Source organism: Pseudomonadota bacterium (assembly GCA_023229365.1).
GTDB lineage: Bacteria > Myxococcota_A > Polyangia > JAAYKL01 > JAAYKL01 > JALNZK01.
This window is the reverse complement of sequence record JALNZK010000055.1, coordinates 1-13,254: the sequence shown is the minus strand read 5'-3', so window position 1 is coordinate 13,254 and position 13,254 is coordinate 1. Positions and strand designations below refer to the sequence as shown.

The following is a 13,254-nucleotide window of genomic DNA, read 5'->3' as shown; positions in this document are numbered from 1 at the left end:
TATCAGGGGCGAACCCACGTGTTCGCCCGCCACCAGTCGCGTCGATCACGTTGTAGGGGCGAACCTATGTGTTCGCCCCCGGTGCGGGCAAACGAAAGGACACGGGCGGACACGGGCGGACGAGGGCGGACACGTAGGTCCGCCCCTACTCCCGCGCGAGGAGGTCGAGATCGGATTTCGGCGCGGCGGCGTCGAGCCGGCGCCACGTGGTCTGCACGATCCCGTAGTTGCCGCCCTGGTTCCAGAACAGGTAACCCGACGATCCGCCCTCCTGCGAGGCGCGGATCTGATCCGCGATGAACGCGCCCGAGAACAGCTTGGCACGCCACCGGAACGCCTGGAGGAGCGGCCGCACCGCGATCCCGTCGCCGAGCCGCTCGCGGATCTCGCGCACCGCGCCCTCGACGAGCCCGTGGGTCGTCTGCGGATCCGGGTTCTCCCAGTACCGCCGCGGCCAGTTGGCGAGGTAGACCATCGGGGTGATCGCGTCGACGTGCGGCGCGAGGTGCTCGAGCGACTGGCCGAGGCCGTCCGCGTCGCCCGGGTGGTACGCGGTGAGCCCGAACACGTCGATCGACAGCGGGAGGTGAATCGCGCGGTCCACCGCCTCGAGCGTCTCGGCGATCACCGCGTGGCGCGCCGGCGCCCCGACCCGGCTGGGGAACGTCGCCTGCCGCGCGCCGGGCTCCACCGGGAAGCGGATGTAGTCGAGCTGGATCTCGTCGAACCCGAGCGCCTCGGCCGCGCGCGCCACGGCCACGATGTGCTCCCGCGCGATGGGCGAGTGCGGATCCACCCACGCGAGGCCGCCCCGATCGCGCCACAAAGCCTTGGTCTTCCGGTGGCGCAGCGCGGTAGCGGGGTTCGAGAGCGCGAGCGCCTGGTCCTTGAAGCACACGAGCCGGCCGATCGCGTATATCCCGCGGGCGTGCAGGGCGCGGACGACCGCGGCCATGTCCTTCACGCCGCCGTGCATCGGGCCCCTGGCGCGGTCGAGGTCGCGCGAGAAGGTGACCCGGCCCCGATCGTCCTTCACGTCGATAATCGCCGCGTCCGCGCCGAGCGATTCGACCCACTTCGCGAGCGCCTCGGGCTTCGCGCGCTCGACCTTGCGGTACGGCACGTACACTCCGCGCACGTCCCGGCCGCGGGCGGTGAGCTCCGAGCCGGGCGGATCCTCGGCGGGGAGGGCGGGCGTCGAGGACGGCGCCGGATCGGCGAGCGCGACGAGCGGCGCGCAGAGCGCGGCGAGGGGAAGGAGCGAGCGAACGAGCCGGGCGGGCGACCTCATGTATTCTACTATACTACATGTAGGACAAATGGCAAGTATCGGCGAGAAGGCCTCCGGCCTCACTCCGGTTTGAACGCGCTCCACACGGCGCGGTGGCGACCGACGTCGGCCCGCGAGAACCGCTCGAGCCCGGCGGCCGCCGCGAAGCCGCGCAGCGCGGTCTCCGGGTACGTGTCGCCGCGCGATCGCATGTTGATGGCGAACAGCGCGCCCACCGGGATCGCCGCGGGCCCGCCCTCGAGCGTGAAGTCGACGATCAGCAGCCGGCCTCCCGGCACGAGCTCGGACGCGGCGCGCGCGACCATCGCCGCGGCGCGATCCGCGGGCTCCTGGTGGAGCACGTTCGCGAGCAGCGCGAGATCGAACCCGCCGCCCGAGCGCCCCTCGATGTAGTCGCCAGCCTCGAACGCGATGCGCGTTTCGAGCGAGCTCCCCGCGAGCCGCTCGCGCCCGAGCCGCGCCACCTCGGGGATGTCGACGACCACGGCGAAGAGCGCGGGGTTCGCGCGGCAGAACGCCTCCGCGTACTGTCCCACGCCGCCGCCGAGATCGATCAGGCGCCGCGAGGCCGCGAGATGGACCGCCGCCGCCACGCGGGCCGCGACGGCCGTGCCCATGGCGCGCATCGCCGCGCCGAACCGCGCGATCCCGGCCGCGTCCCGCCGCTTCCCGGACCACTCGGCGCCGCGCACCCACGGCTCGAGGTTCGCGCCCCACGCCGTGTACATGTCGTGCGAGTGCTCGAGGAACGCGGTGAAGTCGGCGCCGCCCGATCCGAACAGCGGCTCGAGCTCGGCCGCGAGCCCGAAGGCGCCGTCCGCCCCGCGATCGGCGATGCCGAGCGCCGCGAGCGCGGCGAGCATCTTCGTCACCGGGCCCGGCGCGAGCCCGAGCTCCCCGGCGAGCGCCTCCGCGCCGAGCCTCTTGCCGGCGAGCGCGCCGAGCATCCCCGTCCTCCCCGCGACCGTGATGACGCGATGCGCGGCGAAGCTCCACAAGAGCTCCTGAAATCGATCATGATCCATTGGCTGCGCCATTCTCTTTTTCTCCCCGTCCACTTCGTCCATTCCGTCCACTTCGTCCGTTCACTCTCCCACCAGGATCATTTCCCGCGAGGTACGGTTGCGGCTGAGAGCATAGGTGTACTCCCCCAGGTCGATCACCTCGACGCGCTTGCCAGCCTTCGCGAGCCACCGCGCGATCTCGTCGATCGCCGGGATCCCGTCCGAGCGGTACGACACGACGAGCCGCGCCGCCGAGAACCGCGCGATCGCGCCCTCGAACGCGGCGGCCACCCGCGCCGGATCCGACCACGGGCTCTCGCCCCTCCCCGCGAGCGGCAGGTGGCGGTAGCGCCGGAGGATCCGCGCGCCCCACGTCCCGGGCCGGCAGAGCCCCTCGAGGAAGTGGTAGTAATCGAGGTAGTCCACCCCCTGCCCGCGCGCCGAGACGTACGGCGGGTCGAGGTACACGAGATCGCAGCCGCCGGCATCGATCTCGGAGGCGTCAGCGGCGAGCGCGCGGCACGCCCGCTCCGAGTCGAACACCGCCGCGTCGCCCTCGGCCGCGAAGCGCGCGAAGAGCGCGGCGAACGGCGTGTCCCACGTCGCCTTGTTGCCGAACGATCGCGCCACGTCGCGGCGGCGCATCGCGAGGTTCGCCCGGTGGAACAGGTTGTACGGCCGCTTCGCGAGGCACGCCTGGAAGAGCGCCCACAGCGCAAGATCCCGCAGGTGCCCGGGAAGGGCGTCGACGCGCGGCAGGATCTGGTCGACGAACCGGTTCTCGTCGCGCTCGAAGAAGACGCCGTCGAACGTCCGCTCTACGAAGCCGGGCGACGGCGAAGCGTCCGGCAGCCCCTCGACGAGCCGAAGGGCCAGGGCGCCGAGCCGCTCTCCCGGGTTGACGACGAGCGCCCGCGCCGCGACCGCGTTCGCCTCGAGCGCGTCGCCCGCCGTGACGCGCGCCCCGAGCCGCTTGAGCAGGTGCGCGACGGCGGCGGTGCCCGAGAACGGATCGAGCGCGGCGTCGGGGGCGAGCGCGCGGAGCACGGGCTCGAGCGCGGGCAGGAGCTTGCGCTTGGAGCCGAGGTAGCGGGTCGACGGGAACGGGGCGTCACGCATGCCGAGACACTACACGGTCGCGCCCGGATTGCGCAGGGGTCTTCGTTTCGGGCGATATCGGGTAGAATCCGCGTCCATGGTGACAGGAACGACATCCGAGCCGCCGGGGCTCGATCCCCGCAGCCAGGTGCCGATCCTCGAGCTGCCCGAGGGGCTCCTGTCGCGCACGCCCATCGGCCGGCTCCTCGGCCGCGGCGAGGCCGCGTACGATCTCCTGTGGCGCTACGTGCGCAAGGTGCCGCGCGCGCTGCACAGGGGCCAGGGCGCCGTGGTCCGGTTCGGCGAGTTCGACATCGGGCTGCGCGCGCCCAACCGGGTGCCGGTCCTGGTCTCGTTCCGCGACGAGGTCGTCTACATCGGCCGCAAGCTCACGATCCCGTTCCCTTCCCTGCGCGGCCTCCTCGTCGGCCACGGCGTCATGCCGGACCGGAAGGTGCCGAGCTTCGTGATGCTGCTGCGCGCCGACGGCTGCCCGCGCTACCTGCCGCTGCACCAGTGCATCACGGACGAGGCCGCCACCGACCTCGCGGACTTCCTGTCGTCGCGGATGCGCATCCCGCTCGGGATCGCGTCGCGGCCGCTCGGGCTCATCGTGCCGCCGGGCGGCGCGAAGCCCTCCCACGCCGCGGGCGTGACGCCGCTCTACGAGATGCGCGCGATGCTCACGGCGCGCGGACCGGACGGGCGCACGCGGATCTCGATCCTCTCGGGGCGCGAGCGGACCGTGCTCCTCGAGAAGGCGGATCCGCTCGGGTGGATCGAGCGATGGGGGATCATCGCGTCGGATCTGCTCAACATCATCGCGAAACGGGTGAAGTCGCAGTTCGGCAGGGACCTCGACACGAACCACTGAGCGCGGGCAGCCCTAGAAGTCGGTCGGCCGGTGGCGCGTGATCTCGCGCGAGCGGACCGCGTCCGGCGCCCTGTTGCCGCTGGCGTTCAGCCGCGTGCGGCTCGTGACGCGCTCGACGGCGCGCGCCCGCTGCGCCGGGGCGCGGGACGAGGAGTCCGGGTTGTTGATGGTGGGGTCGCCGCCGTGGCGCGCTACCCCGCGGACCTGCCGCGCGCGCGAACGCTGGCCGGGCCGGGCCTGCTGGACAACCTGCTTCCGCTCGAGCCCGACGCCCTTCTTCAGCGCTCGGTCGGAGTGGGCGCGGGTCTTCAGCACCGTGCGGCCGCCGTCCATCGCCGGGTTGTTCTCGGTCCCGCCGGCCGCCGCCTTGCCCATGCGGGCCGCGCCGGAGTTGCCGCGAGACGTCGCGCTGGCCGCGGAGACGGCCGACGGCTTCGCCATGCCGACGCCGCCGCCGGTGTCTGCGATCTTCGAGTAGAGATCCAGCTTGACGCACGCGGCGGTGTTCCCCCTGCAGGCGACGGTCGCGAACAAGGGCCTCGTCGCGAGGGTCTGGGCCGACGCGCTCGTTCCGACGGCCAGTGTCGCCAGGGATGCGACCAAGGAAAGGAGCATCAACCTCTTCATGACGGTACCTCCTGATGGCGTCTCGACGCCCGCCCTCTTTCCCGCGCAGATCGCCCCACCGGGAACGAGGGGTTGAATGTCACCAATTGAGATCTAGGCAGCAATTCCAGTGCCAGGATTCGCGGATCCGCGCACGGCCCGGATCCGGGCACAACCATTGGGGAAAACGCCCCTGTTCGGCACCTCGCCTTCGCGGGGCGTGCGGGGCCTCCGCACCCCAGCGGCCGCGCGGATCACGTCTTCCGGTTCTCGAAGTGCTTCTTCGCGGCCAGAAACGACGGCATGTGCCGGATGAAGTGGAGCAGCGTGTGCCGGTGCTGCCAGAAGCGCCGCATGAACTTCCTGCGCCACTCGGGGTCCATGTAGAACCGCTTGACGTGCGTGTTGTAGAGCGCGTCCATCTCCTCGCGCGACGCGAACCCCTTGGGCACGAACACGAAGTTCAGGCAGTTCATCCGGCGCCAGTCCTCGTCGAACGCGCCCTCGTCGCGGATCCCCGCGTAGCACGGCGCGCCCGGGAACGGCGTGAACTTGGAGAGGTTCATGTCGTCGAGGCCGAGCGAGAGGATGAAGTCGCTCGTGCGCTGGAACGTCTCCGGCGTCTCGCCGGGCAGCCCCATCATGAACAGCCCCTTGGCGCGCATCCCATTCGCCTGGATCCGCGCCACGGTCTCGCGGACCTGATCCAGGGTGACGCTGCCCTTGTGCCGGGCGAGCAGCTCCGCGTCCCCGGACTCCATCCCGACCGAGATCATGAGGCAGCCGGCGCTCCGCAGCATCGCCAGCAGATCGTCGTCCGCGTGCCCCGCGTGCACGGCGCAGTTGAACCGCACCCCGAGGGGCTCCCGGGCGAGCCGCTCGCACAGCTCGGTTATCCGCTTCCGGTTCGTGGTGAAGAGATCGTCGTACACGTTGAAGTGGCGGACGCCGAACCGCCGGACCAGGTGCAGCATGTGGTCGTAGATGTAGTCGGCCGAGTTGGAGCGGAAGCCGCGCCGGAACACGGACCTGTCGCAGTAGGAGCACTGGTACACGCACCCGCGGCTCGTGATCATCGTCGTGCCCGGCACGCGCACGTAGCTGAACGGTGGGAGGTGGTACCCGTTCGGGAAGCCGCGCAGCATCCCGTACGCGGGGAACGGCAGCGCGTCGAGATCCTCGATCTGCGGCCGAGGCGGGTTCGTCCGGACCTCCTCGCCGTCGCGCCACACGAGCCCGGCGATCTCGGCGGGCGGCCTCCCCTCGGCGAGCTCGGCGAGCGTCTCCTCCCCTTCGCCGAGGCACAGGGCGTCGATCGCCGGGAACCGCTCGAGGAGCGGCGCCCCGATCGCCGACACGTGCACGCCGCCGAAGACGGTGCGCACCTCGGGCCGCGCCGCCTTGATCGCGGTCGCCATGTCGTCGGCGTCGTGGAAGGCGGAGGTCGTCGTCGAGAACCCGACGAGCTGCGGAAAGGCCGCGAGGATCCGCCGCGCGTTGGCGTCCGGGCCGAGCGGCGCGCCCGGACCCAGGCAGTCGTGGACCGCCACCTGCTGCCCGCGCTCCTCGAGGAAGGCGGCCATCGACACGAGCCCGACCGGCGCCATGCGGTTCGCGGCGGTGGTGACGTCCCTCTCGCCGGGGACCCAGTTCGAGCCGGCCGGGTGGACGAGGACGACCCTCATGGCGTGGCGGGGGCGGCGTCCGGGCGCTTCTTGCGCGGGAGGAGCTGGAGCAGCATGAGGCCGATCCCCACGACGATCGCCGCGTCCGCGACGTTGAACGTCGGCCAGTGGCGCTCCACGCCGTCGATGGTGACGTACCAATCCACGAAATCGATGACATACCTGAAGAACAGGCGATCGAGCAGGTTCCCCACGGCGCCGCCGAGCACGAACGGCATGGCGTACAGCATGAGCCGCTGGCTCGCCGGGGTCTTGCGGTACAGGTACGGGATGAAGATCGCGGCGAAGATCGACACGACGATGAAGAACGGGAAGCGGAACCACTCGGGCGCGTTCCCCAGAAGGCCGAAGGCGCTCGCGCAGTTCTCGACGTAGCGCAGCTCGAACATCCCGTCGATCACCGTGACGTTCTCCTGGTGCCGGCGCACGAAGCGGGCGCGGGCGCGCTCCTGATCGTCGTCGCCGCACACCTCGTACTTGTCGGTCTCGGCGTGGAAGCCGTCGTCGAGCAGGCCGTGGTACGCCCACTGCTTCGTGCCCTGGTCGGCCGCGATCGACACGACGAACAGGAGGATCAGGCTCACGAGCGGCTTCTTGGTTTCCTTCGTCACGACCTCTTCTCCGAGTCTCCGTGCGCCGGTCAACCGGCTGCGCCAGTGTCTTCGGGATGGGGGTCGGCGGCAAGAGCGAATTTGCGCGGGGTTGACACCCCCCTCCGGCGCGTGGTTTCAACGGGGCCGAGAGGTGACCGCCGTGCGAAGGAGCCCCGCGTGAGCGCCCGAGTCGAGCTTCTGCTGTGCCCGTCGTGCGGCGCCGGCGTGCCCCTCGGTGCGACCGACGTCGCCTCGTGCGCCTACTGCGGGACGCAGGTCCCGCTCGGGCCCGCGCACCTCGAGGCGGTGCGCCTCGCCGCAGAGGTCCGCCGCGCGAACGAGAGGCTGTTCGCCGAGCTCGCGGCGCTCTTCGCGGGCGGGCTGCGCCCGACTCTATTCAAGCTGGTGAGCGCGGTGCCCTTCGCGCTCTTCGCCCTCCAGATCGCCCTGTTCGTGTACGGCGTCTTCCTCTCGGACCTCGACGACTTCTTCAGCGACGAGATCGTGAACGAGTTCCTGATGGAGGACCACAACTTCGCGCTCGCCGTCGTGCTCCCGTCGGCGCTCCTCACCATCGGCGCCGCCTTCCTCACCCGGAAGAACGCGTACGTCGCGGACGTGCGCTTCCTGTTCGAGCTCTTCGCCCCGAAGACCGGCGAGAAGGGCGCGCTCTGCCGCTCCTGCGAGAGCCCGCTGCGCGTCGAGCGCACGCCCGACCTCGTCGTCTGCCCCTACTGCGGGACCGAGAACGTCGCCGCGCCCGGCGCCGAGTCCCGCCAGCGGATCGCCGGGCTCCTCGGCGCGAGCTACCTCGAGGACCTGAAGGCGCTGCACGCCGACTTCGCGCGCACGTACAACCGCTACTTCTTCGGAGTGACGGCGGGCATCGTCTTCCTGTACGGGCTCTTCTTCGCGTTCACCTGGTTCTGGGAGCACCCGCGCCACATCCCCGGGGTCGCGCAGTACGCCCTGACGCCGTTCTTCGCGGCGATCCTGCTCATGCTCGTCTCCGGCATGGCGACGCTGCCGCACCAGCGCTTCGACGATTGGATGCGGCGGTTCTTCGGCGACAAGATCGGGAAGGGCGGCGGCGAAACGGAGAAGGAGCGGCGCACGCTCGGCACGTGGCTCTTCTACGCGCTCAACGCGATCCTCCCGATCGCCTTCTTCGTCTCGATGTTCTTCCTGGATTGACGGGCGTCGGGGTCACCTTGAGATCGACTGCGGCGGCGCGGCGTGGCGAACGGCGGAGAGCGGCACCCACCGGACGTCGCCGTCGTCGAAGCGGACGAGCACGCGGTCGCCGTCGCGCTCGCGGACCTGGCCGGCGTACCACTCCCGCAACGACGGGAGCCGCGCGCTGACCATCGTGCCGGGGCCGACGTTCTCCTGCCGGAGCGAGGCGGCCGGGGCGATCGCCTGATCGCCGTCGAGGAACAGGAGCTCGACCTGGCCGTCGGGGCGCACGGCGCGAACCGTCGCCGCGAAGTAGTACGCGCCGTCGCCGAAGGGGGCGAGCACCCGCGCGCCCACGACGGGGGGCGCCGCGAGCGGCTCCATGGGCCGGATGGCGAGCGGTGGAGCCGCGGGGGCCGCCGCGCCCGCGCCGCTCTCCCCGGAACCGTCGACCGTCAGCCAGATCAGCCCGCCGGCGGCGACGAGCAAAAGGAGCACGACGGCCGCGACGGCCAGCCACCGCGACGCCTGGCCGACCCGGATCCGCTCCGTGCCGAGCCACGCCCGGTCGCCGTCCGCGAACGCGACGTGGAAGGCGCGGCCGAAGCGCTTGTCGACGGTGCCCGCGTACCAACCGCGGTTGGCCCACTGCCCCATCACCTTGGCACCGAGGGCGATCCCGGCGCCTTTCGCGTCGGGCGCGTCGCCCTCGGCGGTGAGATCCTGGGGACCGCGCCAGGCCTGATCGCCGTCGTCGAAGAGGACGTGCCTCGAAGCTCCGCGCTCGTCGTCGATGACGCCCGGGTACCACAGGCCGTTGCCCCACCTGCCGAGCACGCGCGTCCCCTTGCCCGGCGCCTCGGCCGCGATCCCGAGGCCGGATCCGCCGGAGGCCGGTCGCTGGGTGCCGACGACGGCGGCGCCGCAGTTGACGCACTCGCTGTCGCGGTCGTGCAGGAGCTGTCCGCAGTAGGTGCAGTTCATCTCGCGGGCATTCTATCCGGCGGGGCGCCTCCGTGCCAGCGGTCAGAGCCCGGACCCTACCTCTTCATCCCCGCGACCACCGCGGCGCAGCGGGCGCAGAGCTCCGGCCACGCGGGATCCGTCCCGCCGCCGCACGTGTTGCCGCAACCGCTACAGTCACTCCCCCCACACGACCCCGCCGTCGGACAGGATGAAATCGACTGGCGAAGACACGCAACGCACGCCGTTGTAGGGCCCCGCCAGGAGCGCGGGCCCGGCCCGTCGTGAAATACGGGTACCGCTCGCCTTCGAGCCCACGCCGCCGCCTTTTAGGATCGCGCCCTCCCCGGTCCGCGGCGCCGGGTCCGTGCAACCCCCGGCGCACCACGAGTGGTCCGACTCGTCGTCCATGTGATCCAGCACCCACTCCTGCGCGTTGCCGTACATCTCCTTCACGCCGAAGGGGCTCGGGCAATTCGTGATCGCGTCCTCGAACGGGATGCAGCAAGGGTCCTGACACACCCCCGGGCAGCTCGGTTCGGGGCCGCAGCAATCGTACTTGCCGTACGCGCAGTCCAAGTGCTCCCACGCGCACGGGTAGATCCACTTGGTCTGCCCCCGCGCCGCGGCCTCCCACTCTGCCTCGGTCGGGAGCCGCTTGCCGCGCCAATCGCAGTACAGCTTCGCCCCAGCCCAGCTCAGCCCGCCGGTCGCGGCCCCCAGCGGGCGCGCGGTGCAGACGCCCTCCACATCGAAATACTCGAACTCGCCGGTCTCCCCGTTTAAGCCAATGGGTGAACTGCCGCTGTTCTGCGATCCCATCCACATCGGCATGTGGTCGGAGACCCGGTAGATGTAGCCGTCCCAAACGTACTCGTCCTGCGACAGCAGCCAGTTCAGGTACGGGACGATCTCCTCGAGCGTCGCCTCCTTCTCGTCGATCCAGAACGGCGAAAGCGCCACCTCCACCATCGGCTTCTCTACCTCCTCGCACTGGAGATCGTACGGCATGCAGCCCATCAGGTACCTGCCGCCCGGCACGCAGGCCATGTCGGCGTGCGGCAGCGCGTCGTCGCAGTCGGTGAGCGGCCCGCCGTCCCAGCTCGTGTCCGTGTCGAAGCCAGGGTCGGTGTCCGTGGTCGTGTCCGTGTCGCCGTGCCCGCCGCCCCCGTCGCAACCCGAGCAGGACGCGAGCAGTGACGCAGCGGAGACGGACAGAAGAGTGATGATCCTGCGTCTTCTCATTGTCGTCATTCCTCTTCCTCCCCGGCTCCGTATGCGTCCGCCTCGAGGATGTCGATGCACACTCCATCGCGACACTCGCCCGTGTCCGAGCACGCGATCCCGCAGCTCCCGCAGTTCTCGTGATTCCAGAGCACGTCCTGGCAGTCGATCCCGTCCACGCCGCAGTTCACGACCCCCTCGCCCGCGCACACGTCGAGCACGTGGTACCACGATTCGCACAGCCCGTCCGCGCACAGCGTTCCCGCACCGCACGCGTTGCCGCACGCGCCGCAGTTCAGCGAACTGCCCTGCACGTCTATGCACGTCTCTTCGCCCATCACCCAGCAGCACGCTTCGCCGTCGCCGCACGGGAGATCGCACGGCGAGAACGTCTTCGGCAGGCACAGGCCGTAGGTGCACGACTCGTTCTCCGCGCACACGTCGCCGAGCAGCCCGCACCAGGCGTTGTCCACGAGCGTCGCCCGGCACTGCGGGTTGCGCAGCAGCGGCCAGTCCCGGGACACGCACTCCATCCCCTCCGGGCAGGTCGTGTTCCAGCAGCTCGTCGCCCGGCCGGTCACGCACACGCCGTTCAGGCACTTCTCGTCCCAGTCGCAGGTGACGCCGCAGCCGCCGCAGTTCGTGACGTCCGAGCCGTGCACGACCCTGCAGCTCAGATTCCGGTCCTCGTCCGCGCAGCACAGCGCGCCGTCGCCCGTGCACGCCGGACCGCACGCCTCGGTCCGCGGGGAGTACGAGGAGCAGTCCGCGACGTTCGGTCCGCACAGGAAGACCCGACCCTCGATCCGTTCCGCGTCGGTCGCGAGCCGCACCTGGTACGGACCGGCCTGCGGGTCGAGCGTGCCGAGCTGTACAGCGAGCCCCCCGTCCCGGTTCACGGTCGGCGCGAGCGGCACGCCGTTCGGATCGGACGGCACGCCACCATCCTGGGTCGAGAGCAGGAACTGCGTTACGCCCACCGCGTTCTCGTACCCGGCGGCCGGTGAGAAGAAGAGCGAGTAGCCGCCCCATATGCCGTCGTCGGTCGGCACGAACGAGCGCACCTCGCCAGCTGCCATGTCCACGTTCACGTCGGCAGTCGGCCAGACGGCCTCGTCCCAAGGCTGGACCTCTGTCTTGGGGAAGAGCATCCCGGTGAAGCCGCCGACATCATCCATTTCGATGTCGAGCGAGTACGGAATCGATTCCAGCGCGGCTTCGCGGTTGCGGACCTGGATTCGAAAATACTTGTCGCTGTTCACGCCCGCTGCCCAACCCGCCGAGATGTCCAGCTCCAGGCCGTCGGCGCGCTTGATCGCAGTCCACCCGTCGGTTGTAGGCGAAGTGAGATTGAAGTAATCATCGTCGTCCACGTAGGGATAGGTCGCCCAGGGCTTCCGTACCTGCACGCGGACATCCAGCCCGCTCACGTACGCTCCGGGAAAAGAAATGCCCCCTTCGCACAGGTTCCAGACGACGACCCGCAGGTGATACATGGTCGGCGGGGAGTAGCCCGTGGCGTGGGAATACGTCGTGGCCGTCTTGAAAGTGTCGACGTCCTGGATCAGCGCTCCGCTGGAATTCTCCAGCCGGAGCGTGCGCACGTATGGCGGATAATCCGGGGTGATCGTCGGCGAGGTCTCGTTCTCGTTCACGCCCTCCAGTTCGTCAACGAACGTGCCGCTCCAGCAGGTCTCCGCGTCGTCGCACATCCCCTCGAAACAGAACGCGCCCTCGCCCTCACACTCCTGCTGGTTGAACGGCTCGTGCCAGCACTCGCGACATGCCCCCTTCGCGAGATCGCACTCGAAACGATCGTCCGAGAACGGCAAGCCCTTCTGGCAGAACCGATCCGGATCCAGGCCGTTCGGCAGCTCGGCCTCCTCTGCGCAGTCGAGCACGTCGACCTTCAGAACCTGCTGGTCGTCTGCCGCGGTGTCGTTGTCCGACGCGACGCCCACCGGGAAGTTGTTGACGACACCTTCGATCCGGTAACGCTCACCGGCTTCGAACTCGAAGCGAGCGCCGATCCTGCGCCACTCTCTGGCGTCGATCAACTCCACGAAATGGGCATCATCGACGACTGGCCAGACGTCCTTCGCGGCCGGATCGTAACGGCGCTGCACCAAGGAGACATCAGCGAAAAGAGGAGCCGGGGGAGGAACGGTGCCGCCGCTCCAGCCCGCCTGAATGTCCGCGCTCACCTCCCATTGCCCGGTCGGGACTACGATTCTCGCTTCCTCGTCGGCACCCAACGCCGCCGCGAGATCCTCCGCGCCTGACGCTCCGCCCCCTGTCTCGCTCTGTTGCATGCCGCGACCGTGCCCGTCTTCAACCCGTAGGCCCGAAACGGCGACGTTGCTCCGGGTTCCCGCAAGGAGCGGCATGTCTGTCTCGGTCAGACCGGCACCGGGGGTGCCAGACTGCCACGCCAGGTACTCCACCATCGCCATGCCGCCTGCGAGCTGGTTCTCCACCATGAGCCGGGAGCGCGGCTGCCCCGGGTGCCGATCCGCAAGTCCGCAGCCGACGACTCGATCGTAGACCTCGTGCTCCGCAGCCGACAGCGCGATGTCCCGCGTGCCCAGCTCCCACGTGAACGACGGTAGCGCCTTCAACGTGTCGTTGTCGAAATTGTGCAACTCGCCGAGCCAGGCACCGGGTTCGGGCTTCCCCGAAGTCCACCCTGCGAGGTACCCGAACCCCTGGCTGCGGGGCGTCTCGTTGTCGACCGCCAGCC

The 13,254-nt window shown here is 70.2% G+C and carries 11 protein-coding genes; 2 read left to right on the top strand and 9 right to left on the bottom strand.

The features are described 5' to 3' along the window. Positions 1 to 145: 145 nt before the first annotated feature. Genes M0R80_19235 through M0R80_19225 form a run of 3 tightly spaced genes read right to left on the bottom strand, consistent with a single transcriptional unit; the run spans position 146 to position 3,414 of the window. Positions 146 to 1,291 (bottom strand): putative glycoside hydrolase, encoded by a 1,146-nt coding sequence (locus M0R80_19235; GenBank protein MCK9461770.1) that lies wholly within the window; start codon positions 1,289 to 1,291, stop codon positions 146 to 148. Between the two features lie 59 nt (positions 1,292 to 1,350). Then, entirely contained in the window at positions 1,351 to 2,328 is a 978-nt protein-coding gene (locus M0R80_19230) for a methyltransferase (GenBank protein MCK9461769.1), read from the bottom strand. Positions 2,329 to 2,376: 48 nt separating this feature from the next. Then, the gene (locus M0R80_19225) at positions 2,377 to 3,414 is read right to left on the bottom strand and encodes a DNA adenine methylase (GenBank protein ID MCK9461768.1); all 1,038 of its coding nucleotides are present in this window, start codon (positions 3,412 to 3,414) and stop codon (positions 2,377 to 2,379) included. 76 nt (positions 3,415 to 3,490) lie between these two features. Here M0R80_19225 and M0R80_19220 point away from each other — a divergent pair, with 76 nt between their 5' ends. Continuing rightward, complete coding sequence (locus M0R80_19220) at positions 3,491 to 4,267, top strand: hypothetical protein (GenBank protein ID MCK9461767.1); 777 nt, start codon at positions 3,491 to 3,493, stop codon at positions 4,265 to 4,267. Between the two features lie 12 nt (positions 4,268 to 4,279). On the opposite strand, the gene M0R80_19215 is transcribed toward M0R80_19220, so the two are convergent. The 3 genes from M0R80_19215 to lspA form a co-directional block, all read right to left on the bottom strand. Beyond that, entirely contained in the window at positions 4,280 to 4,894 is a 615-nt protein-coding gene (locus M0R80_19215) for a hypothetical protein (protein ID MCK9461766.1), read from the bottom strand. Between the two features lie 233 nt (positions 4,895 to 5,127). Further along, positions 5,128 to 6,558: a B12-binding domain-containing radical SAM protein gene (locus M0R80_19210; GenBank protein MCK9461765.1), complete on the bottom strand. Its 1,431-nt coding sequence runs from the start codon at positions 6,556 to 6,558 to the stop codon at positions 5,128 to 5,130. Continuing rightward, positions 6,555 to 7,169, bottom strand: coding sequence for a signal peptidase II (lspA, locus tag M0R80_19205; protein MCK9461764.1), 615 nt, complete (start codon positions 7,167 to 7,169; stop codon positions 6,555 to 6,557). The genes M0R80_19210 and lspA overlap by 4 nt, the downstream gene beginning before the upstream one ends. A gap of 159 nt (positions 7,170 to 7,328) precedes the next feature. On the opposite strand from lspA, the gene M0R80_19200 reads away from it, so the two are divergent. Further along, a complete protein-coding gene (locus tag M0R80_19200; protein ID MCK9461763.1) occupies positions 7,329 to 8,345 on the top strand; it encodes a hypothetical protein in 1,017 nt (338 codons plus the stop codon). 12 nt (positions 8,346 to 8,357) lie between these two features. Here M0R80_19200 and M0R80_19195 read toward each other — a convergent pair whose 3' ends face one another. The 3 genes from M0R80_19195 to M0R80_19185 form a co-directional block, all read right to left on the bottom strand. Further along, entirely contained in the window at positions 8,358 to 9,311 is a 954-nt protein-coding gene (locus M0R80_19195; GenBank protein ID MCK9461762.1) for a hypothetical protein, read from the bottom strand. A gap of 156 nt (positions 9,312 to 9,467) precedes the next feature. Beyond that, positions 9,468 to 10,301 (bottom strand): formylglycine-generating enzyme family protein, encoded by an 834-nt coding sequence (locus tag M0R80_19190; GenBank protein ID MCK9461761.1) that lies wholly within the window; start codon positions 10,299 to 10,301, stop codon positions 9,468 to 9,470. Positions 10,302 to 10,540: 239 nt separating this feature from the next. Beyond that, positions 10,541 to 13,254 (bottom strand): hypothetical protein (locus M0R80_19185; GenBank protein MCK9461760.1); only part of this gene is annotated, 2,714 nt, incomplete at its 5' end.

Bases quoted from the DNA above. Each gene is read 5' to 3' on its own strand.
- M0R80_19235 (MCK9461770.1), bottom strand. From the start codon at position 1,291: ATGAGGTCGCCCGCCCGGCTCGTTCGCTCGCTCCTTCCCCTCGCCGCG.
- M0R80_19230 (MCK9461769.1), bottom strand. From the start codon at position 2,328: ATGGCGCAGCCAATGGATCATGATCGATTTCAGGAGCTCTTGTGGAGC.
- M0R80_19225 (MCK9461768.1), bottom strand. From the start codon at position 3,414: ATGCGTGACGCCCCGTTCCCGTCGACCCGCTACCTCGGCTCCAAGCGC.
- M0R80_19220 (MCK9461767.1), top strand. From the start codon at position 3,491: ATGGTGACAGGAACGACATCCGAGCCGCCGGGGCTCGATCCCCGCAGC.
- M0R80_19215 (MCK9461766.1), bottom strand. From the start codon at position 4,894: ATGAAGAGGTTGATGCTCCTTTCCTTGGTCGCATCCCTGGCGACACTG.
- M0R80_19210 (MCK9461765.1), bottom strand. From the start codon at position 6,558: ATGAGGGTCGTCCTCGTCCACCCGGCCGGCTCGAACTGGGTCCCCGGC.
- M0R80_19195 (MCK9461762.1), bottom strand. From the start codon at position 9,311: ATGAACTGCACCTACTGCGGACAGCTCCTGCACGACCGCGACAGCGAG.
- M0R80_19190 (MCK9461761.1), bottom strand. From the start codon at position 10,301: ATGCCGTACGATCTCCAGTGCGAGGAGGTAGAGAAGCCGATGGTGGAG.